This is a genomic window from Amycolatopsis stemonae, from assembly GCF_054781455.1.
The window spans coordinates 230,433-248,670 of the sequence record NZ_BAAGUJ010000012.1 but is presented as its reverse complement, the minus strand read 5'-3'; the positions used below and the strand labels follow the sequence as shown (position 1 = coordinate 248,670).

General features: G+C 72.9%; 15 protein-coding genes and 1 pseudogene. 7 read left to right on the top strand and 9 right to left on the bottom strand.

What is annotated here, in order from left to right:
- A pseudogene (locus tag ACYVLJ_RS35775) lies at positions 1-275 on the bottom strand (cytochrome b); the annotation flags it as partial.
- 171 nt (positions 276-446) lie between these two features.
- Between ACYVLJ_RS35775 and ACYVLJ_RS35770 the strand changes: the two are divergent.
- The 4 genes from ACYVLJ_RS35770 to ACYVLJ_RS35755 all read left to right on the top strand — a co-directional run bounded on the left by ACYVLJ_RS35770 (position 447) and on the right by ACYVLJ_RS35755 (position 4,739).
- Entirely contained in the window at positions 447-1,808 is a 1,362-nt protein-coding gene (locus tag ACYVLJ_RS35770; protein WP_460442019.1) for an SDR family oxidoreductase, read from the top strand.
- Positions 1,805-2,278, top strand: coding sequence for a TspO/MBR family protein (locus tag ACYVLJ_RS35765; protein ID WP_460442018.1), 474 nt, complete (start codon positions 1,805-1,807; stop codon positions 2,276-2,278). The genes ACYVLJ_RS35770 and ACYVLJ_RS35765 overlap by 4 nt, the downstream gene beginning before the upstream one ends.
- A gap of 12 nt (positions 2,279-2,290) precedes the next feature.
- A complete protein-coding gene (locus tag ACYVLJ_RS35760; protein WP_460442017.1) occupies positions 2,291-3,226 on the top strand; it encodes a Rossmann-fold NAD(P)-binding domain-containing protein in 936 nt (311 codons plus the stop codon).
- Positions 3,227-3,542: 316 nt separating this feature from the next.
- Complete coding sequence (locus ACYVLJ_RS35755) at positions 3,543-4,739, top strand: acyl-CoA dehydrogenase family protein (RefSeq protein WP_460442016.1); 1,197 nt, start codon at positions 3,543-3,545, stop codon at positions 4,737-4,739.
- A gap of 4 nt (positions 4,740-4,743) precedes the next feature.
- Here ACYVLJ_RS35755 and ACYVLJ_RS35750 read toward each other — a convergent pair whose 3' ends face one another.
- Positions 4,744-5,898: an epoxide hydrolase family protein gene (locus ACYVLJ_RS35750; protein ID WP_460442015.1), complete on the bottom strand. Its 1,155-nt coding sequence runs from the start codon at positions 5,896-5,898 to the stop codon at positions 4,744-4,746.
- Between the two features lie 82 nt (positions 5,899-5,980).
- On the opposite strand from ACYVLJ_RS35750, the gene ACYVLJ_RS35745 reads away from it, so the two are divergent.
- On the top strand, positions 5,981-6,556 hold the full coding sequence (locus ACYVLJ_RS35745; RefSeq protein ID WP_460442014.1) for a CGNR zinc finger domain-containing protein: 576 nt from the start codon (positions 5,981-5,983) through the stop codon (positions 6,554-6,556).
- A 248-nt stretch (positions 6,557-6,804) separates the two neighbouring features.
- On the opposite strand, the gene ACYVLJ_RS35740 is transcribed toward ACYVLJ_RS35745, so the two are convergent.
- From ACYVLJ_RS35740 to ACYVLJ_RS35730, 3 genes are all read right to left on the bottom strand, one after another.
- Complete coding sequence (locus tag ACYVLJ_RS35740; RefSeq protein ID WP_460442013.1) at positions 6,805-8,139, bottom strand: LLM class oxidoreductase; 1,335 nt, start codon at positions 8,137-8,139, stop codon at positions 6,805-6,807.
- 11 nt (positions 8,140-8,150) lie between these two features.
- On the bottom strand, positions 8,151-9,356 hold the full coding sequence (locus ACYVLJ_RS35735; RefSeq protein ID WP_460442012.1) for an LLM class oxidoreductase: 1,206 nt from the start codon (positions 9,354-9,356) through the stop codon (positions 8,151-8,153).
- A 116-nt stretch (positions 9,357-9,472) separates the two neighbouring features.
- Positions 9,473-10,048: a TetR/AcrR family transcriptional regulator gene (locus ACYVLJ_RS35730; protein WP_460442011.1), complete on the bottom strand. Its 576-nt coding sequence runs from the start codon at positions 10,046-10,048 to the stop codon at positions 9,473-9,475.
- 101 nt (positions 10,049-10,149) lie between these two features.
- Between ACYVLJ_RS35730 and ACYVLJ_RS35725 the strand changes: the two genes are divergently transcribed.
- On the top strand, positions 10,150-11,169 hold the full coding sequence (locus ACYVLJ_RS35725) for an NAD(P)-dependent alcohol dehydrogenase (protein WP_460442010.1): 1,020 nt from the start codon (positions 10,150-10,152) through the stop codon (positions 11,167-11,169).
- Here ACYVLJ_RS35725 and ACYVLJ_RS35720 read toward each other — a convergent pair whose 3' ends face one another.
- The 3 genes from ACYVLJ_RS35720 to ACYVLJ_RS35710 all read right to left on the bottom strand — a co-directional run bounded on the left by ACYVLJ_RS35720 (position 11,170) and on the right by ACYVLJ_RS35710 (position 16,103).
- On the bottom strand, positions 11,170-13,017 hold the full coding sequence (locus ACYVLJ_RS35720) for a DUF5107 domain-containing protein (protein ID WP_460442009.1): 1,848 nt from the start codon (positions 13,015-13,017) through the stop codon (positions 11,170-11,172).
- Positions 13,014-15,206 carry an RICIN domain-containing protein gene (locus ACYVLJ_RS35715; protein WP_460442008.1) on the bottom strand — a complete coding sequence of 731 codons (2,193 nt, stop codon included), beginning with the start codon at positions 15,204-15,206 and terminating at the stop codon, positions 13,014-13,016. Before ACYVLJ_RS35715 ends, ACYVLJ_RS35720 begins: the two co-directional genes overlap by 4 nt.
- Before the next feature lie 144 nt (positions 15,207-15,350).
- Positions 15,351-16,103 (bottom strand): PIG-L deacetylase family protein, encoded by a 753-nt coding sequence (locus ACYVLJ_RS35710; protein WP_460442007.1) that lies wholly within the window; start codon positions 16,101-16,103, stop codon positions 15,351-15,353.
- 360 nt (positions 16,104-16,463) lie between these two features.
- Here ACYVLJ_RS35710 and ACYVLJ_RS35705 point away from each other — a divergent pair, with 360 nt between their 5' ends.
- A complete protein-coding gene (locus tag ACYVLJ_RS35705) occupies positions 16,464-16,979 on the top strand; it encodes a hypothetical protein (protein ID WP_460442006.1) in 516 nt (171 codons plus the stop codon).
- On the opposite strand, the gene ACYVLJ_RS35700 is transcribed toward ACYVLJ_RS35705, so the two are convergent.
- Positions 16,923-18,221, bottom strand: coding sequence for an APC family permease (locus ACYVLJ_RS35700; RefSeq protein ID WP_460442005.1), 1,299 nt, complete (start codon positions 18,219-18,221; stop codon positions 16,923-16,925). The two genes, ACYVLJ_RS35705 and ACYVLJ_RS35700, sit on opposite strands and share 57 nt — an antisense overlap.
- Positions 18,222-18,238 lie beyond the last annotated feature (17 nt).

Genomic DNA, 18,238 nt, shown 5'->3' with positions numbered 1-18,238 from the left:
AGGCCCTGCATGTTCTTGAAACTGCCGTGGTAGACGACCTCCTGCATCGAGGGGTCGAAGAACAACGTCAGGTACACACCCGTGAGCAGCAGGATGATGAAGCTGTAGAGCGCGATCTCGCCCAGCAGGAACGACCAGTGCGTCGGGAACACCTTGTTCAGCTGGTGCCGCAGACCCTTGGCCAGGTGATACCGCTGGTCGGCGTTGTCGGCCGCGTCGCCCAGCGCCTTCTCGACCGGGCTCGACCCCTTGGTCGGCGTGGTCAGTGAGCTCATCGCCCCCTCCTGGCTGGTCGGCTCCTTCGATCGTCACACCGGCACGGCGGCAACGCACGCGCTTGCATCGAAGATGAATCGCAAATGAGCGGCCAAAGCAGCGGAAATCGCCAGCTCAAGCTACGGTCTGACGCATACTGAATCGGAATCGCATTGGAGGCGAAGAGGGTCATGGAGTTCACCGGGGTCGTCTCCGCGCCGCTGGACGAGGTCTTCGCCTGGCACGGCCTGCCGGGCGCGATCACCCGCCTCACGCCGCCGTGGCAGCCGGTGCGGGTCGGGGCGGAAGCCGACTCGCTGCGTGACGGCCGGGCCGAGCTCGTCCTGCCCGGCGGGGTGAAGTGGATCGCGGCCCACGAAGCCGCCGGCTACCGGCCGCCGCACCACTTCGTCGACCGGCTCGCCACACCCGTGCTGTCGGCGGTCGTGCCGTGGCGGCACACCCACCGGTTCGAGGCCGACGGGCCGGACCGCACCGTGGTGACCGACCGCGTCGAGACGCGGGTGCCGGAAGCCTTGCTGCGCGCGATGTTCGCCTACCGCCACCGCCAGCTGGCCGACGACCTGGCCGCGCAGCGGCGGTACTGGCACGAGCCGCTGACCGTGGCCGTGACCGGGGCGAGCGGCCTGGTCGGCACGGCGCTGACCGCGTTGCTGAGCACCGGCGGGCACCGGGTGATCCGCCTGGTGCGCCGGCCCCCGCGCAGCCCCGACGAGCGGACCTGGAATCCCGGGGAGCCCGCCGGCGACCTGCTCGCGGGCGTCGACGCGGTCGTGCACCTGGCCGGGGCTTCGGTCGCCGGGCGGTTCGGCGACCGCCACCGGCGAGCCGTGCGGGACAGCCGGATCGGCCCGACCCGGAAGCTCGCCGAGCTGGCCGCGCGTACCCCGGACGGCCCGGGGGTGTTCGTCTCGGCGTCCGCCGTCGGGTTCTACGGGCCCGAGCGGGGTGACGAGGTCCTGGCCGAGGACAGCGCGCGCGGTGAAGGCTTCCTCGCCGACGTCGTCGGCGACTGGGAGGCGGCCACCGGACCGGCGGCCGCGGCGGGCCTGCGCGTGGTCCGGGTGCGCACCGGGCTGGTGCTCAGCCCGCGCGGTGGTGTGCTGCGGCTGCAGCACCCGTTGTTCGCCGCCGGGCTGGGTGGCCCGCTCGGGACCGGCCGGCAGTGGATGCCGTGGATCGGTATCGACGACCTGACCGACATCTACCTGCGCGCAGTGGTCGACCGGTCCCTGAGCGGCGCGGTGAACGCCGTCAGCCCGGAACCGGTGCGCAACGCCGAGTACACCCGGATCCTCGCGCAGGTGCTCAACCGCCCGGCCGTCCTGACCGTGCCGCCGCTCGGCCCGCGCCTGCTGCTCGGCCGCGAAGGCGCGCGCGAGCTGGCGTTCGCCGACCAGCGGGTGCACCCGGCACGGCTGCTCGACGCCGGTCACCAGTTCCGGCACCGGCGGGCCGAGGACGTCCTCGCCCACCTGCTGGGCACCGCGACCGCGCCGAGTGCGCACCCGGCCGTGGGAGAACCGGCATGACCACCGTCCACCGTCCCGCCCCGCCGCTCGCGCTGGCGGGCTTCGTCGCCGCGGTGGCCGTCGTCGCCGCCGTCGGCAGCCTGGCCGCGACGCGGTCCCGCGCCGTCTACTCCGGACTGGCGCAACCGCCGTGGGCGCCGCCCTCCTGGCTGTTCGGTCCGGTGTGGACAGTGCTCTACCTGGTGATCGCCCTGTCCGGCTGGCTGTTCTGGCGGGCCGGGGGAACGCGGCGCGAGTTCGGCTGGTACGCCGCCGGGCTGGTGCTCAACGCCGCCTGGACGCCGTTGTTCTTCGCGGCCGGGGCCTACGCGGTGGCGTTGGCGGAGATCGTGGTGCTCGACGTCGTGATCGTGGCCACCGCGCTCGTCTTCCGGCGCCGCTCGCGCGCGTCGGCGGCCCTCCAGCTGCCGTACCTGGCTTGGACGCTCTTCGCGACGGCGCTCAACGCGGCGATCGTCGTCCTGAACTGATCGGAGTTTTCCTTGCTGCTGCTCGACACCCTGCTCGACCGGACCGTGGTCCTCGGGTACTCCCGCGTCGGCTACGCGCTGCGCAGGCGCACGTGGGCGGTGGACGACCCCGCGCCGGACGCGCTCCGCGGCCGGGTCGCGCTGGTCACCGGGGCGAGCTCCGGCCTCGGCGAAGCCACGGCCGCCGGCCTGGCCCGGCTGGGCGCCGAGGTGGTGCTGGTCGTGCGCGACCTCGAGCGCGGGGAGCGGGCGCTCGAGCGCGTCCGCGCGGCGGTGCCGGAGGCGAAGGTCCGGACGGCCCGGTGCGACGTCGCGGATTTCGCTGCGGTACGGGAGTTCGCGGCCCGGGAGTCCCGAGTGGACGTTCTGGTGCACAACGCCGGGGTGCTGCCGCCGGAACGCGCGGAGAGCGTCGACGGGCACGAAGTCACGTTCGCCACGCACGCGCTCGGGCCGTTGCTGCTCACCGAACTGCTGCGGCCGGCGTTGCGGGCCTCGGCCGACGCCCGGGTGATCTGGGTGTCGTCCGGCGGGATGTACACCCAGCCGCTCGCCGCCGACGACCCGGAGTACCGGTCCGGCCGCTACCGCGGCGCGACGGCGTATGCGCGCACGAAACGGATGCAGGTCGAGTTCACGCCGCTGCTGGCCGAACGCTGGGGGCCGGACGGCATCGCCGTGCACAGCACGCATCCCGGCTGGGCGGACACCCCGGGCCTCGCCGATTCGCTCCCGGCGTTCCGGCGGGTCCTCGAGCCCGCGCTGCGCACGGCCGACGAGGGCGCCGACACGGCCGTCTGGCTCGCGGGAACGCGGCCGGTGCCGCCTTCGGGACGGTTCTGGCACGACCGGCGTGAGCGCCCGCGGCACCTGCTGCCCTGCACCCGGCCGCGCCCGGGCGAGGCGGAGCGGCTGCTGCGCCACTGCCTGGACGCGGTGGGGCAGTGAACCGGCGGCGGAGGGGGAGCTGCGCGAGCGCGGGCGGGACTTAGGCCACGTCGGCCCCGTGGGACGGAACAGGCCCGGCGCGTGCTCCCCGCGCACGTCGTAGGCCGTCAGGCGGAAGCCGGTGTCGGCGGCGACCTGGCCGAGCACCGGCTCGGAGAACTCCGCTGGAGGTTCCGCTACTCGAGAACGGTCCCAGCGCGCGGACCCGCGTTGACACCCCCGTGGCGGCCCGGTGTACTCGGGCACACCTGACGAATCTTGATCGCCCCGTGCTCCGGGGCTTGTTCGTCGTGCCCGCACGGAGAAGGGAACCGCTTTGACCACAACGGAGAAGACCGCCGCCGACTGGCTCGCGATCGCGAAGGACGTCGCCGCGAAGCTCGCTGTCGACGCGGTCGAGCGCGATCGGCGCAACGCCACGCCGTACGAAGAGATCCAGCTCCTCAAGGACGCCGGCCTGGTGACGTTGCTCGGCCCGGCCGAGCACGGCGGAGGCGGCCGGACCTGGGACACGGCCTACCGGGTGACCCGGGAGATCGCCCGCGCCGACGGCTCGATCGGGCAGCTGCTGGGCTACCACTACCTCTGGGCCTGGGCGGCCCGGCTGGTCGCGACCGACGAGCAGATCGCCGCCGTCGAAGAGCTCTACACGGCCAACAACTTCTTCTTCGGCGGCGCGGTCAACCCCCGCGACTCCGACCTGACCATCACCGAGGACGGTGACGAGCTCGTCTACAACGGACACAAGTCGTTCTCGACCGGCAGCAAGGTCTCCGACCTGACCGTGCTCGAAGGCGTCCTGACCGGGACCGAGGACCACGTCTTCGCGATCGTTCCGTCCGTTCAGGAGGGCATCGTCTTCCACGACGACTGGGACAACCTCGGCCAGCGGCTCACCGAGTCCGGCAGCGTCACGATCACCGACGTGCGGGTGCCGTGGGCGAGCGCCGCGGGCTACGTCGACCGGAAGTTCCGCCCGCTGACCTACAACACGCTGAACGTCCCGGCGATCCAGCTGGTGTTCACCAACTTCTACCTCGGGATCGCGCAGGGTGCGCTCGACGCGGGGCTGGCCTACACCCGCGAGCGCACCCGGCCCTGGCCGTACGGCGGTGACGACAAGGACGCCGCCGCGGACGAGTGGTACATCCTCGACGGCTACGGCGATCTGCAGGCGAAGCTGTGGGCGGCCGAAGCGCTCGCCGACAAGGCCGGCGCGGCGATCTCGGAGGTGCTGCACGCGCCGCGCGAGAACCTGACCCCGGAAGCCCGCGGTGAGCTGGCGGTCCTGATCGCGGCGGCCAAGCAGCGCGTGATCGAGACGGGCCTCGAGATCGGGACGAAGATCTTCGAGCTGACCGGTGCCCGCGCCAGCGCGTCGAAGTACGGTCTGGACCGGTTCTGGCGGAACCTGCGCACGCACTCCCTGCACGACCCGGTGGCGTACAAGCGCCGCGAGGTCGGGGTCTACGCGCTGCGCGGCGAACTGCCGGAGCCGACCTGGTACACCTGAGCCGTCAGCGGTCGGCGGCCAGCACCGCCACGAGGCCCTCTCGCAGATCCCTGACGAAGTACTCCGGCACCTCCAGCGACGGGAAGTGCCCGCCGCGGTCGGGTGACCGCCAGCGGACGATCCGGCGGTACCGCTCCTGCGCCCAGGGGCGCGGGTACTTCTCGATGTCGCGCGGGTAGACGGTGATCGCCGACGGGACGTCGACCCGGAGTGCGGGGTCGAGCGAGTTGTGGCTTTCGTAGTAGATGCGGGCCGCCGACGCGCCGCTGCGCGTCAGCCAGTACAGGGTGACGTCGTCGAGGACGCGGTCGCGGGAAATCGTTTCGAACGGGCTGTCTTCGGTGTCCGACCACTCGGCGAACTTGTCGAGGATCCAGGCGAGCAGCCCGGTGGGCGAGTCGACGAGCGAGTAGCCGATGGTCTGCGGCCGGGTCGCCTGCTGCTTCGCGTACGCCGCGCGGTGGCGCCAGAAGTGGCGGGTTTCCTCGGCCCACCGGCGCTCGAGGTCCGTGAGCCCGTCCGTGGTCAGCCCGGGCAGGCCCTCCGCGAACGTCGTGTGGATGCCGAGGACGTGCTCCGGGAACCGGCCGGCGAGCACCGTGGTGATGTTGCCGCCCCAGTCGCCGCCGTGGGCCAGGAACTCGCCGTAGCCGAGCCGGCCCATCAGCTCCACCCAGGCGGCCGCGGTCCTTTCCGTTCCCCAGCCGGTGGTGGCCGGCTTGTCGCTGTAGCCGAAGCCGGGCAGGGACGGGACCACGACGTGGAACGCGGGCGTGTCCGTGTCCGCCGGGTCGGCGAGCTGGTCCACCACGTCGACGAACTCGGCGACGCTGCCCGGCCAGCCGTGCGTCAGGAGCAGGGGAGTGGCGTCCGCGCGCGGGGACCGGCGGTGCAGGAAGTGGATGCCGAGCCCGTCGATCGTCGTGCGGAACTGGCCGATCTCGTTGAGGCGCGCTTCGAACTTCCGCCAGTCGTACCCGGTGCGCCAGTAGGCCACGACGTCGGCGAGGTCGGCGAGCGGAACGCCCTGGTCCCATCGGCCGTGAACCGTCTCGGCTTCGGGCAGCCGCGCCGCGGCCAGCCGCGCGCGCAGATCGTCGAGGTCGGCTTCGGGTGCGTGGGCTTCGAACGCTCGGACGTCGCTGATGAGACGGGGCACGGGACCTCCTGGTCGATGCTGAACCGGCTTAGACGGTTCTAACACGACGACGCGCTCGCCTGCAACCGGCTAAGGTGGTTCCATGTCCGCTGAGTTCCCCGACTTCCGCCTCGGCACGGTGCTGGCGACCAGCTTCACGGCGACGTTGACCGAGCGTCAGGGCGACCGCGTCGAGCGCCTCCCCACCCCGCGGCGGCTCGTCGACTGGCTGGCGGTGAGCGGTCTCGCTGTCGAGTCCTGCACGGACGCGCAGCTCGACCTCGCGCGCGAGCTGAGGGAGGCGATCCACGCCGCCGCGACCGCGGCCGCGAACCGGGACGCGCTCCCGGCGGCCGCGGTCCGGGTCATCAACGAACGCAGTGCCGGGGGCCGGGCCGCGGCCGTCCTGACGCCCGAGGGCGAGCGGCGGTGGCAGCTCGGCTCGGCGTCCAGTGTGGAGGACGCCCTCGGCGTGATCGCCGCCGACGCGATCGGCGTCATCTCGGGCGACCGCGACGGGAAACTGGCCCTGTGCGCGTCGCCGACCTGTCGAGCGGCCTTCTTCGACACCAGCCAAAGCCGCACCCGCCGGTGGTGCGACATGAACACGTGCGGGAACCGGCAGAAGAAGGCGCGCTTCAACGCCAAGAAGACCGGCTCGGGCCGCGCCACACCGTGAACCGGTCCGGCTCCGCCGCCGCCCAGTCCCGCGCCCGGTCGCGGGGGTGGCTCGGCGAGCAGTTCTCCGGGCGAGTGCCGGACGCCCAGTGCCGCCATGATCTCCTGGGCGCCGCTCACCGTGGCGCACCGAATCCGAGCACGGGTTGTCCGCGCCGCCCGCCGCGCGCCGGTCGAGCCGCGCCGGTTTACGGCTTTCGTCCGGCCTGGGCGCGGAACCGTTCCGTCACACCGGCACTTGGCCGGCGCTCAGCCGGTCAGCCCGAGGTGGTCGCGCAGCGTCGGACCGGTGTACTCCGTGCGGAACGAGCCGCGTTCCTGCAGCAGTGGCACGACCTTGTCGGCGAACTCGTCGAGCCCGCCGGGGGTGACGTGCGGGACGAGGATGAACCCGTCGCTCGCGTCGGCCTGGACCAGGTCGTCGATCGCCGTCGCGACCGTCGCCGGGGAGCCGATGAACGTCTGGCGGCCGGTGACCTCGACGATCAGCTCCCGGGTCGACAGGTTCTTCGCCTCCGCCAGCTGCCGCCACTCGCGGGCGGTGGCCAGCGGGTCGCGGTACATGCGGACGCTGGCGCGGCCGGGTGCGATCGTGGACCCGTCGACGACCGGGTCGCTCGACGGCAGCGGGCCGTCCGGGTCGTGGCCGGACAGGTCGGCGTTCCAGACCTGCTCGAGGAACTTGATCGCGGTCTGGCCGCTGACCTGCTGCAGCCGCACGACGTGGGCGCGCTCGTGGGCGTCGGCGTCGGTGTCGCCGAGGACGAACGTCGCCGCGGGCAGGATCACCAGCTGCTCGTTCGTCCGGCCGTACTTCGCCAGCCGGCCCTTGACGTCGGAGTAGAACGCCTGGCCCGCCTCCAGTGTCCCGTAGCGGCTGAAGATCGCGTCGGCGGTGGCCGCCGCGAACTCGCGGCCCTCTTCCGAGTCGCCGGCCTGGATGATCACCGGGCGGCCCTGCGGGCTGCGCGGCACCGGGAACCGGCCCTCGATGGTGAAATGCTTGTCGTGGTGGGCGAAAGCGCCCGCGGCGGGGTCGCGGAGGAACACACCGGACCCGGCGTCCGCGGCGATCTCGTCACCGCGCCAGGAGTCGAACAGCTCCCACGCCGTGCGCAGGAACGTCTCGGCGCGGTCGTAGCGTTGGTCCTGCGGCAGGAACCCGCCGCGGCGGAAGTTCTCGCCGGTGAACGCGTCCCACGAGGTGACGACGTTCCACGCGGCACGTCCCGCGGAAAGGTGGTCCAGGGACGCGAACTGGCGGGCCACCTCGAACGGCTCGTTGAACGTCGAGTTGATCGTGCCGGCCAGGCCGAGCCGCTCGGTGACCGCGGCGAGCGCGGACAGCACGGTGAAGGTGTCCGGGCGGCCGACGACGTCGAGGTCGTAGATCTGCCCGCCCTGCTCGCGCAGCCGCAGGCCTTCGGCCAGGAAGAAGAAGTCGAACTTCGCGCGCTCGGCGGTCTGCGCGAGCTTGACGAACGAGCTGAACTCGATGTGGCTGCCGGCTTCGGGGTCGCTCCACACGGTCGTGTTGTTGACGCCGGGGAAGTGCGCCGCGAGGTGGATCTGCTTCTTGGTCATCCCGGGCCTCCTCAGGCGACGGCGTAGCGGTTGGCGGGCCGGGCGAGCCCGAGCAGCCCGCGCAGGGTGGCGGCTTCGTACTCGGTGCGGAACGCGCCGCGGGACCGCAGTTCGGGGACCAGGCCACCGGTGATCGCGGCCAGGTCGTGCGGCACCGCGCCCGGCCGCAGCCGGAAACCGGAGAGCCCGGCGCCCCGCCAGTCGAGCAGGAGGTCGGCGAGACCGGCCGGCGTGCCGGTGAAGACGTAGGCGTCGGAGGTGTACTCCGCGCCGGACAGGTCGTCGAGCCGGGCCTTGCGGTCGGCGGCGGCCTGCTCGGTCTCGCCGAGGAACACCACGACGTCGCCGAAGACGTGCAGGGTTTCCCCGGCGCGCCCGGCCCGCTCCTGCTCGTCGCGCACGGCCGAGACGATCGTGCCGGCTTGCGCGCGGTCGAACGGCGTCACGTAGACGACGTCGGCGGAGCGGCCGGCGAGCCGGTAGGGGACGGCGGCGTGGGCCAGTGCGCTGACCGGTGGCTGGCCCTGCGGCGGCCGCGGCGTGATCGACGGGCCCTTGACGGAGAACCAGCGGCCGGCGAAGTCGATGTAGTGCAGCTTGTCGCGGTCGACGAACCGGCCGGTGGCGACGTCGCGGATCTCGGCGTCGTCCTCCCAGGAGTCCCACAGCCGGCGCAGCACCTCGACGTAGTCCGCGGCCTCGTCGAAGAGGTCGGCCAGTGGGCTGGGCTTGTCCGGTTCCGCGGAGTCCTCGAGGCGGAACTCGCCGAACTCACGGCGCCCGAAGTGCGCGTTGTCGGCGGCGCGCCCGGCGACCTGGACACGGACGCCGGCCCGCCCGGAGCTGACGTAGTCGAGGGTGGCGATCGCCTTCGACAGGTGGAACGGCTCGGTGTGGGTGACCACCGCGGTCGGTACCAGCCCGATGCGCGAGGTCAGCGGCGCGACGCGGGCGGCGATCAGCACGGCGTCGAGCCGGCCCTGCACGATGTCGGTCCGCTCGCCGGGCCGGTCGAGGTAGTCGACCGTCTGCAGGGCGAGGGAGTCCTCGATGGTGACGAAGTCCAGCTTGGCGGCCTCGGCCTCGCGGACCACGTCGGTCCAGTAGCCGGCGGTCAGCAGGTCGCCGGGCCGTGCCCCGGGTTCGCGCCACGCGGCCGGGTGCCACCCCGCCCCGTCCAGTGCGACGGCGATCCGTGGTCCGGTTCCTGATGCCATCCCGGCGTTCCCTTCTCTCGGCCCGTGTCCGCAGTGTGCGCCGAATCCCGGGCTGCGGGCGGAAGTGGCCACCAGGCGGGAAGATCCGGGCGCCGGGAATAACCGGGACGCCGGGGTTACGCCGGCGGGGAGAAGGCGCGGCGCACCGTCTCGGCGAGGGTTTCGCGCCGGCGCCGGTGGTCGGCTTCGGGGTCGGCCGGCGTCGCCGCGTGGAACAGGCTGGCCGGGGACCAGGTGAGCGCCATCGTCGACACCATCGCGAGGACGTCCGCGGGCGCGAGCGCCGGGTCGACGAGGCCGTCGCGCTGGGCGTCGGCGATGGCCGTCAGCTTCTTCTCGGACTCTTCGCGCATCGAGGAGACCAGCTGACCCGTCGGGACCCGTTCCAGCCGGGCCCAGGTGGCCAGCCGGACCAGGTACGGCTTGGCCAGGCAGGCGTCGTAGATGCCGACGGCGTAGCCGGGGAGGTCGCCGCCCGTCATCGGCACGGCGTTCACGATTTCTTCGGCGTGTTCCCGGAACACCGTGTCGAACAGGCGGTCCTTGTCGCCGAAGTAGGCGTAGAGCTGCGCCTTGTTGGCCTTGGCGGTCGCCGAGATCCGGTCGACCCTGGCGCCCGCGATGCCGTACTGCGCGAACTCCGCGGCCGCCGCCTCCAGTAACCGCCGTCGCGTGGCCTGCCCGTCCTTCATGCCGCCAGTGTAACCAACCGGTTTGTTTGACACGCCGTCCGCGCGTGGCTACGGTCAACGGTAGAAACTAACTAGTTTGTTTGATTCGGGACGGTGACGACATGAAGGTCCAGGCGTATGCGGCGCACGAAGCCGGTGGCCCGCTGCGGCCCTACGAGTACGAGGCCGGGCCGCTGGGGCCGGGCGAGGTCGACGTGCGCGTGACGCACGGCGGGATCTGCCACACCGACCTCGGGATGATCGACGACGAGTGGGGGATCTCCCGCTTTCCCGTCGTCGCCGGGCACGAAGCGGTGGGCGTGGTCGAAGCCGTCGGCGACGCCGTCGACCAGGACGTCGTGGCCGTCGGGCAGCGGGTGGGCGTCGGCGCGACCGCGGGCTCCTGCTTCCGCTGCGAGTGGTGCGTCGCCGGCCGGACGAACCTGTGCCCCCGCAAGGACGACACCGTCCTGCGCGGCGACCGCGGCGGATTCGCCGGCCACGTCCGGGCGAGCGACTGGCGGCACGTCCACCCGATCCCCGACGGCCTCCGCTCCGAACACGCGGCACCGCTGCTGTGCGCCGGCACGACGGTGTTCTCGCCGCTGCTGGACAACGACGTCCGGCCCACCGACCGCGTCGCGGTGGTCGGCATCGGCGGCCTGGGCCACCTGGCCGTCCAGTTCCTCGCGAAGTGGGGATGCGCCGTCACCGCCATCTCGACGACGCCGGCCAAGCGTGCCGACGCGGAACGGTTCGGCGCCACCGGCTTCCTCGCCTCGGGTGAGCCCGGCGCCCTGCGGGACGCCGCCGGCTCGTTCGACTTCGTCCTGTCCACCGTGTCCGCGGACCTGCCCTGGGACGACTACCTCGGCCTGCTGCGGCCGGCGGGGAAGCTGTGCGTCGTCGGCGTCCCGGAACGCCCCGTCGCCTTCTCGCCGTTGAGCCTGCTGCCCGGAGCCAAGACGATCGTCGGGGGCATCGTGGGCACCGCGGTGCAGACCCGGCAGATGATCGCGTTCGCCGCCCGCCACGGCATCCGGCCCGAAGTCGAGACGTTCCCCGTCACGGACTTCGACGCGGCGATCGACCGCGTCCGCCGGGGCCGCGCGCGGTACCGCGCCGTCGTCGAATTCGGGTAGTCACTTCATCCGGAAGTCGTACCGCCGCGGCAACGGGCCGGCCGAGAGCGTGGCCCACGTGTCCGACAACGACGTCTCGCCTTCCCGGATGTTCGCGACCTCGAAGCCCGCGTCGAACACGGCCTTCGCGCCCTCGTGGTCGCCCAAGGCGAGCCGGGTGAGCGCCGTCAGGAGGGCGAGCCGTCCGTCGGCTTTCGCCGGGAGCAAGGACAATGCCGTCCGTGCGTGTCCGGCGGCCAGCTGCGCGGACACCGCCTCGACGAGCAACGGCCGCACGTCCGGCGCGAGTTCGAGGGCACGCACGGACAGCCGCGCCGCTTCGGCCGGGTCCGCGGTGGCGACGGCGAGGTTGCGCAGCGCCCACGCGTTTTCCGTCGCCGCCACCGACGACTTCCACGCCACCCGGGCCGCCTCGTGCTGCCCGGCGGCCCACCGGGCGACGCCGCGGTGGTACCACGTCAGCCAGGTGTCCGGCGCGTGGTCCATCAGGTCGGCCCAGTAGCGGTTGACCAGCGTCGCGGGCGGCGGGAGCCGGTGGTCCGCCCGCGGCGGCTCGCCGTCGAGGAGGTCCAGCCACGGCTGCTGCTCCGGACCCAGCGACTCCGCGGGGAAGGGCGTGCCCGGCAGGTCGGTCACCATGCGGAGGGTCTCCAGCGCACCCCAGCCCGAACCGGTGGCCAGCAGTGCGCCCGGCTCGACGTCCGCGACGCGCCGCCACGCCCGGTGGAGCTCGTCGAGCCGTTCCGCGGGCGGCAGCTGCCGGGCGACGGCGTGGGTCGCGGTTGCCCAGTCGTGCACCTCCGCGGTGACCGGGCCGTACGCCTCGAGCCAGTCCCACGACTCGCCCGAGGGCAGGCGGAGGTGCTCCAGCTGCGTGCGGGCCAGCCCCGCCTGGATCTCCAGGTAGCCCGTCCCGGCGCCCGGGGCGAGCCAGTCCTGCCAGCGGCGGCCGCCGGGGGACTCGCCCCACAGGAACAGTTTCCGGCCGCGCAGCCGGGCGGTGGACACCTGGGCGAGGCCGGTGCCGGAGTCGTCGACCGCGGCGATCCACGGGCGGTCCGAGGCGAGCTCGAAGAAGTAGTCCGCGGCCGCCGTGGCGCGCGCCGGGTAGGTCAGCTCGCCGGGGACGTCGACGAGGTCGAGCCGTCCCGAATAGCCGTAGTGCCAGGCCCGGTCCGCGGGCACGAGCACGCGCGTCGACGGCGTCTGCGGCACGGCGGTGTTCGACCACCAGTAGACCGGGACGTCGTGCGGGTGCGGGTTGCGGATCCGGACGCCGACGAACAGGTGCTCGGCACCGTCCGGGAGCCAGAAGTCCAGCTGGTAGGGCAGGTCCCGGGTGCGTTCCCACTCCCACAGCCGCAGCACCGGCGTCCCGTCCGGGCCGTCGACCGCGGCCGCGAACATCGGCGCGCAGGTCTGCGCCGTGTGCCCGGTGCTGCCGAGGTTCCATTCGACGCCGCCCGCGAACCACGCGTCGCGCAAGGCCAGGTTCGCGGGCTGGAAGACGGGGTTGCGGTAGAGCAGCTCACGGCCGGAGGGCCGGTGGACGAGCGACCACAGCCGGCCGCCCAGCGACGGCAGGATCGTCGCCCGCAGCCGGTCGTTCTCCAGCACGAGCGCGGGCAGTTCGCGGGTCCGGCGCTCCCGCGTGTAGCCGTCCTGCAGCCGGTACGGCAGCACGGTGTCGAGCCGGCCGTACGCCAGCCCGACGGCCAGGTCGGCGGGCAGCTCGTCCACATTGGACACCGACGCGACGGCTTCCGGCTTCACCAGTGGTGGCAGCGGGTTCTCCGGCCCCAGCTCGGCCGCGGGCAGCCGGAGGGACGTCCGGTGCAGGCGGGTCACGAGAGCGTCCATCCCTGGTTGCCGCGCTGCTGGGTGACGGCCGCGCCGTCCGCGGGCCCGGCCGTGGTCATGGCGAGTCCACTGTGGACCGAGGTCAGGGTGTAGCCGCCGTCGGCCCGCCGGGTGGCGGTCCAGTGCTGGTTGTCCCCGCCCGTGCACGTCCACTGGATGACGGCCGCCCCGGCCGTCGTGGCTCCGCCCTCGACGTCCGCGCACAGACCCGATTCGGCGCTGCGCAGTTCGTAGGAGCCGTCCGGTTGGCGGGTGAAGGTCCAGCGCTGGTTCGCGCCGCCGTTCGCGGTCCACGTGACCAGGTGCGTCCCCGGGGTCTTGCTGTGGCTGGGTACATCCAGGGCCTTGCCGCCCACGGTCAGGACGTGGGTGCCGTCGGGCCCGGGGCTCACCGGGGTGATGGACAGCGTCTGCTGGGCCGCGGTGCGGCCACCGCCGACCGGGCTGCCCGTGGTGTCCGTCCAATGCCGGACCGGGGTGGTCTCAGCCTGCCGCCCGGCTGTCCCGGACATCCCGAGCACCAGGCCGCTGTAGCGGTTGACCAGGCGGTACGTCCCCGCCGCGCCCGGGATGACGAACCACTGCTGACCGACGGCCGGGGTGCCGGCGGCCGTCACGGTCGGCGCCGTGCCCCACGCCCGGGTGGCCGTCGAGGACGAGGCGACGCCGAGCAGCCCGCCGGTCGCGGCGTTGGTGATCCGGTAGGAGCCGTCACCGTTGCCGGTGAACGACCACGCCTGCGCCGACGAGCCGTCGCCCGCCGCGACCGACGTCGTCGCGGAGCTGTTGGCGACCTGGGCGAGCACCCGGCCGTCACCGCTGGCGATCCGGTAGGACTTGGCCGGGTCGAACGGCACCGCCGCGTGCTTCGCGTTGTCCACCGACACGTTCACGTACTCGCTCGAAGCGCCGCCGGAGCAGCCGAAGGAGCAGTACGCGCGGAAGTCCTTGCCCACGATGGAGGAACCGGTCCTGTTCACGCCGTCGACGAACCACCGGTACCACGACGCCGTGTGGTAGCCGCCCGTGCCGCCGATCGGGTACCACTTCTGCGTGGCCAGGTCGTCGGTGACGTAGTACTGCTGCGGGGCGTTGCCGCTCTGGTCGACCGCCTGCGGCTCGCCGAGGTAGAGGCCGAGGTAGGCGTTGTAGGTGATGTCCATGACGAACAGCGGCGACGTCGCCGGCATGGTGCCCGCCGCGACCTGCTGGTCCGCCGTGCCGGTGTTGGCGGGGTCGTACTCCTTGGCGGGCGGCGTGTAGCCGGTGTCGCCGGCGGAGGTCACCGGCACCTGGTTGCTTTCCTTGCCGCCCACGCCGGGCTGCGACCACGCGCCGTCGTACCACTTGCGCCACGAGCCGGGCGCCATCTTCGAGGCGATCGGCGCCCGCGCGACGTGGGAGTAGAACGCCTTCCAGCTGCCGGTCTTGTCGACCACGCGCGAGCCGTAGAAGACGTAGAAGTAGCCGGACGCCGTGTCGACGTAGAGCCGCTGGTCGCCGTCGCCGTAGTAGTAGGTCTGGTTCGGGAACGCCGTCGTGTCGCCGCGCTGGGTGCTGTGGGGCGAGGTGAGGACGTGCGCCTCGATCTTCCACGTCCGGCCCTGGTCGGCGGACACGGCGTAGTCGATCGCGTCGTAGTGCAGGCCGTCGCCGAAGGGCTGCGGCGTGAATTCGTTGTGCACCAGGCCGTACCAGTCGCCGGTGTCCGGGTCGACCCAGGTGCCGACGAGGTCGCAGTAGTTCTTCTGCGCGTACCGCGAACCGGCCGGCGGGCTGGTCGCCGTCACGCCGGTGGGGCTGGTGTTGCACCGCCAGGTGGTGTCGTCGTTGCGGTCGTCGGGGTTCGCCGGGTTCACCGCGCCGCTGACCGGGTCCTTGGCGAAGCTGTCGAAGTCGCGGCCGCTGTAGAACTCCCACTCACGCGGGTCGTCGGCGCCGTAGAGGGCCGCGGACTGCTGGAAGTAGAACTTGCCGTCCTTGTCGAGGTAGGGCGCCGCCGGCGAGTCGGTCGGCGCCGACCAGCCGCCCTTGGCGCCGACGGAGATGGTGTAGCCCGCGGCGGGCGGCGCGGCTGCGGCCGGTGCCGCGGCCGCGCCGGCCAGCACGAGGACGGCGGCCGCCAGCGCGAGGGCACTCCTCGGGTGAGCCGATCCGGACGACAAGGCAGGGCGCATCGGAACTCCTCGAGTCTCCACACGGGCAGCGTGCACGCAGTCTGCATGAAGGTGCACAAAGTCGCAAGAAGTGCGCCATAATCAATCAACATTCGTCACGAAGGTGACGTTGGGCTGCAAGAACGTGCTCGAAACCCGTCCGCGTCAGTCCTCGTCGGCGGGGAAGTCCGGCGGTGCCTCCAGGTCGTGGGCGCGGAACAGGACGGCGTGCTCGACCCCCATGGCCTTGCCGCTCATCGCGGCGAACGCCGGGATGAAGTCCGCGGGGGCGGGGTGGTCCGGGAGTGCGGCGAGGTAGGCGGCGTGCGCTTCCAGCGAGGCGACGCCGCGGCGCAGCGGCTCGCCGGTGACGTCGACACCGTGGGTCGCGGTGCCCCCGAAGGCGGGACTGAGCAGCCAGCGCACGGAATGCGGTTCGAGGTGCTCGTCGTCGATCTGCTCCGGGAAGACCCACCGGTTCCCGGCGTCGCGCACCGCGTCGAGCGCCGCGAGCCCGGCCGCACGGTGGTCGGCCTGGTCGAAGCCGTAGGGCGTCTCGACCTCGTGGCCGGTGCGGAACACGACGTCGGGCTTGAACCGGCGGATCTCCCGGCAGATGTCGCGGCGCAGGTCGAGGCCGTAGACGAGCACACCGTCCGGGTGCTCGAGGACGGTCAGGTGCGCGACGCCGACGACGTCGCAGGCGGCGCGCTGCTCGGCGACGCGCAGGCGGGCCGTCTCCTCGGGCGGGTTCGGCATGCCGGCTTCGCCGCGGGTGAGCAGCAGGTAGCCGACTTCGATGCCGCGAGCGGTCCACCGGGCGACCGCGGCGGACACGCCGTACTCCATGTCATCGGGATGCGCGACGACGCAGAGCACGCGCCGGAAGGACTCTTCGGGAAGGGCGGGCAGTGTCATGCGGTCACCTTGCCGCCTTCGGCCCCGGCTGTCAGGGTGCGCGTTCGTGCCGGATCCGTCCGCGTGCGGACGCCTGCCGGGCGAAGGCACAGCCGCACGGGCGCCCGGCGACGATATCCGCCGTGCCGGTCGCCGCGCTTGCACGCCGGTGTCGCCGCGTTACCTCGATTTGGTGGTCAGCGGATGAATGTCAAGTGAACACCTTTCTGTCCGGCTTCGGGGAGCGCGTCCCTGACCTCGGGGTTCAGCGCGCGTCCGGCCGGTCGGCGCAACGGCGTGGGCCGCCCAGTGGTACCACGCAACGGACATGAGTCACTACGTTGTGCCGATCCGAGGGGGCCGCGTCCGCAGGGAGGTGCCATGCCGACTCTCACCACCGTGGCCGACTGGACGATCATCGCGTCCGGTGACACCGCGAGCGTCACGCACGCCGCCACCGGCGACTACTGGTCGCCGCGGGTGTGGAGCGGACACGGGCTCGCCATGGCCGAGTCCGACCTCGCCGCGTTCGACAAGGTCCTGGGCGAAGTGCTGAAGCTGCCGGTCTACTGGCTGGCCCGCGCCCGCCGCGGGGACAGCAAGGCCGGGGACGCCACCGTCTGGTCGGCGCCGCGGCTGGACCCGGACGACGACTTCGTCTACCTCACCGGCCCCTGCCGCACCGACGAGCCCGCGCCGGGGTACCGGCCGGTCTCCACGTTCGCCGTCGACCTGGTCCACCTGCGGGGACTGCGGATCCGGATCGCCGCCTACCTGGCCGCAGCCGCCCGCCGCGCGGACGCGACGCGGGCCGCGCACCGGCACGCCGCCCTGGAGCTGTCACTGGCGGCGCTCGCCACCATCCCGGCGAGCCGGCCCGCGCAGCCGTCGAACTGACCAGCCGGCGAGACCGACCGCGAACACCGCGACCCCGGCCACGATCGACGGCCACGGCAACGTCGTCACCAGGACGAGGCAGCCGGCCAGTCCCAGGACCTGCAGCCAACGTGGCCACCGGCGGTCCGGCGGTCGCTGGGTGAAGGCCGCGAGGTTCGCGATCGTGTAGTAGAGCAGCACGCCGAACGACGAAAACCCGATGACACCCCGCAAGTCGGCGGTCAGGACGAGCACCGAAACGACCGCGGCGAGCGCGAATTCGGCGTGGTGCGGGACCTGGTACCGGGGGTGGACCGCGGCGAGCCACGCCGGCAGGTCGCGGTTGCGGGCCATCGCCAGGCTGGTGCGCCCGATCCCGGCGATCAACGCGAGCAGCGCGCCGAGACTGGCCACCGCGCCGCCGACCCGCACGACCGGGGCGAGCGCGCCCGCGCCCGCGTCGGTGACGGCCGTCGTCAGCGGGGCGGCGGATCCGGCCAGCCGCCCCGGGCCGGACGCGAGCAGCGCGGCGACGCCGATCACGAGGTAGACGAGCACCGCGATGCCGAGCGCGAGCGGGATGGCGCGCGGGATCGCCCGCTTCGGGTCGCGGACTTCCTCGCCCATGGTGGCGATCCGGGCGTACCCGGCGAAGGCGAAGAAGAGCAGCCCGGCGGCCTGCAGGATGCCGTAGAGCCCGCCGGACGTCCACGCGCCGGCGCCACCGAGGTGCTCGGGCGTGGCGCCGCCGCCGAAGGCGATGCCCGCGACCAGCACGGCCAGCGCGACGAGCGTGATCGTGACCAGCACCCGGGTCAGCTGCGCGGTGCGGGTGACGCCCCGGCTGTTGAGCACGGCCAGGGCGAGGACGCCGGCGACGGCGACGAGACGCTGCAGCCACCACGGGCCGGGCACCGCGTAGGTCGCGAACGTCAACGCCATGGCCGCGCACGAGGCGGTCTTGCCGACGACGAACGCCCAGCCCGCGGTGAACCCCCACCACGGGCCGAGCCGTTCGCGGCCGTAGGCGTACGTGCCACCGGAGGTCGGGTACTGCGCGGCCAGCTGCGCCGAGGAGGTGGCGTTGCAGTACGCCACGACCGCGGCCAGCACCAACCCGATGAGCAGGCCGCTGCCGGCGGCCTTCGCCGCGGGCCCGAACGCCGCGTAGACGCCGGCGCCGATCATCGAGCCGAGCCCGATCACGACGGCGTCGCCGGTACCCAGCCGTCGCGCGAGCGCGGGGGAGCTGCCGCTGGTCATCGTCGTGCCTTCCCGGA

What these genes read in the sequence shown, in the direction of transcription:
- ACYVLJ_RS35770 (WP_460442019.1), top strand. Translation starts at nt 447, where the DNA reads ATGGAGTTCACCGGGGTCGTCTCCGCGCCGCTGGACGAGGTCTTCGCC.
- ACYVLJ_RS35765 (WP_460442018.1), top strand. Translation starts at nt 1,805, where the DNA reads ATGACCACCGTCCACCGTCCCGCCCCGCCGCTCGCGCTGGCGGGCTTC.
- ACYVLJ_RS35745 (WP_460442014.1), top strand. Translation starts at nt 5,981, where the DNA reads ATGTCCGCTGAGTTCCCCGACTTCCGCCTCGGCACGGTGCTGGCGACC.
- ACYVLJ_RS35740 (WP_460442013.1), bottom strand. Translation starts at nt 8,139, where the DNA reads ATGACCAAGAAGCAGATCCACCTCGCGGCGCACTTCCCCGGCGTCAAC.
- ACYVLJ_RS35735 (WP_460442012.1), bottom strand. Translation starts at nt 9,356, where the DNA reads ATGGCATCAGGAACCGGACCACGGATCGCCGTCGCACTGGACGGGGCG.
- ACYVLJ_RS35730 (WP_460442011.1), bottom strand. Translation starts at nt 10,048, where the DNA reads ATGAAGGACGGGCAGGCCACGCGACGGCGGTTACTGGAGGCGGCGGCC.
- ACYVLJ_RS35725 (WP_460442010.1), top strand. Translation starts at nt 10,150, where the DNA reads ATGAAGGTCCAGGCGTATGCGGCGCACGAAGCCGGTGGCCCGCTGCGG.
- ACYVLJ_RS35715 (WP_460442008.1), bottom strand. Translation starts at nt 15,206, where the DNA reads ATGCGCCCTGCCTTGTCGTCCGGATCGGCTCACCCGAGGAGTGCCCTC.
- ACYVLJ_RS35710 (WP_460442007.1), bottom strand. Translation starts at nt 16,103, where the DNA reads ATGACACTGCCCGCCCTTCCCGAAGAGTCCTTCCGGCGCGTGCTCTGC.
- ACYVLJ_RS35705 (WP_460442006.1), top strand. Translation starts at nt 16,464, where the DNA reads ATGCCGACTCTCACCACCGTGGCCGACTGGACGATCATCGCGTCCGGT.
- ACYVLJ_RS35700 (WP_460442005.1), bottom strand. Translation starts at nt 18,221, where the DNA reads ATGACCAGCGGCAGCTCCCCCGCGCTCGCGCGACGGCTGGGTACCGGC.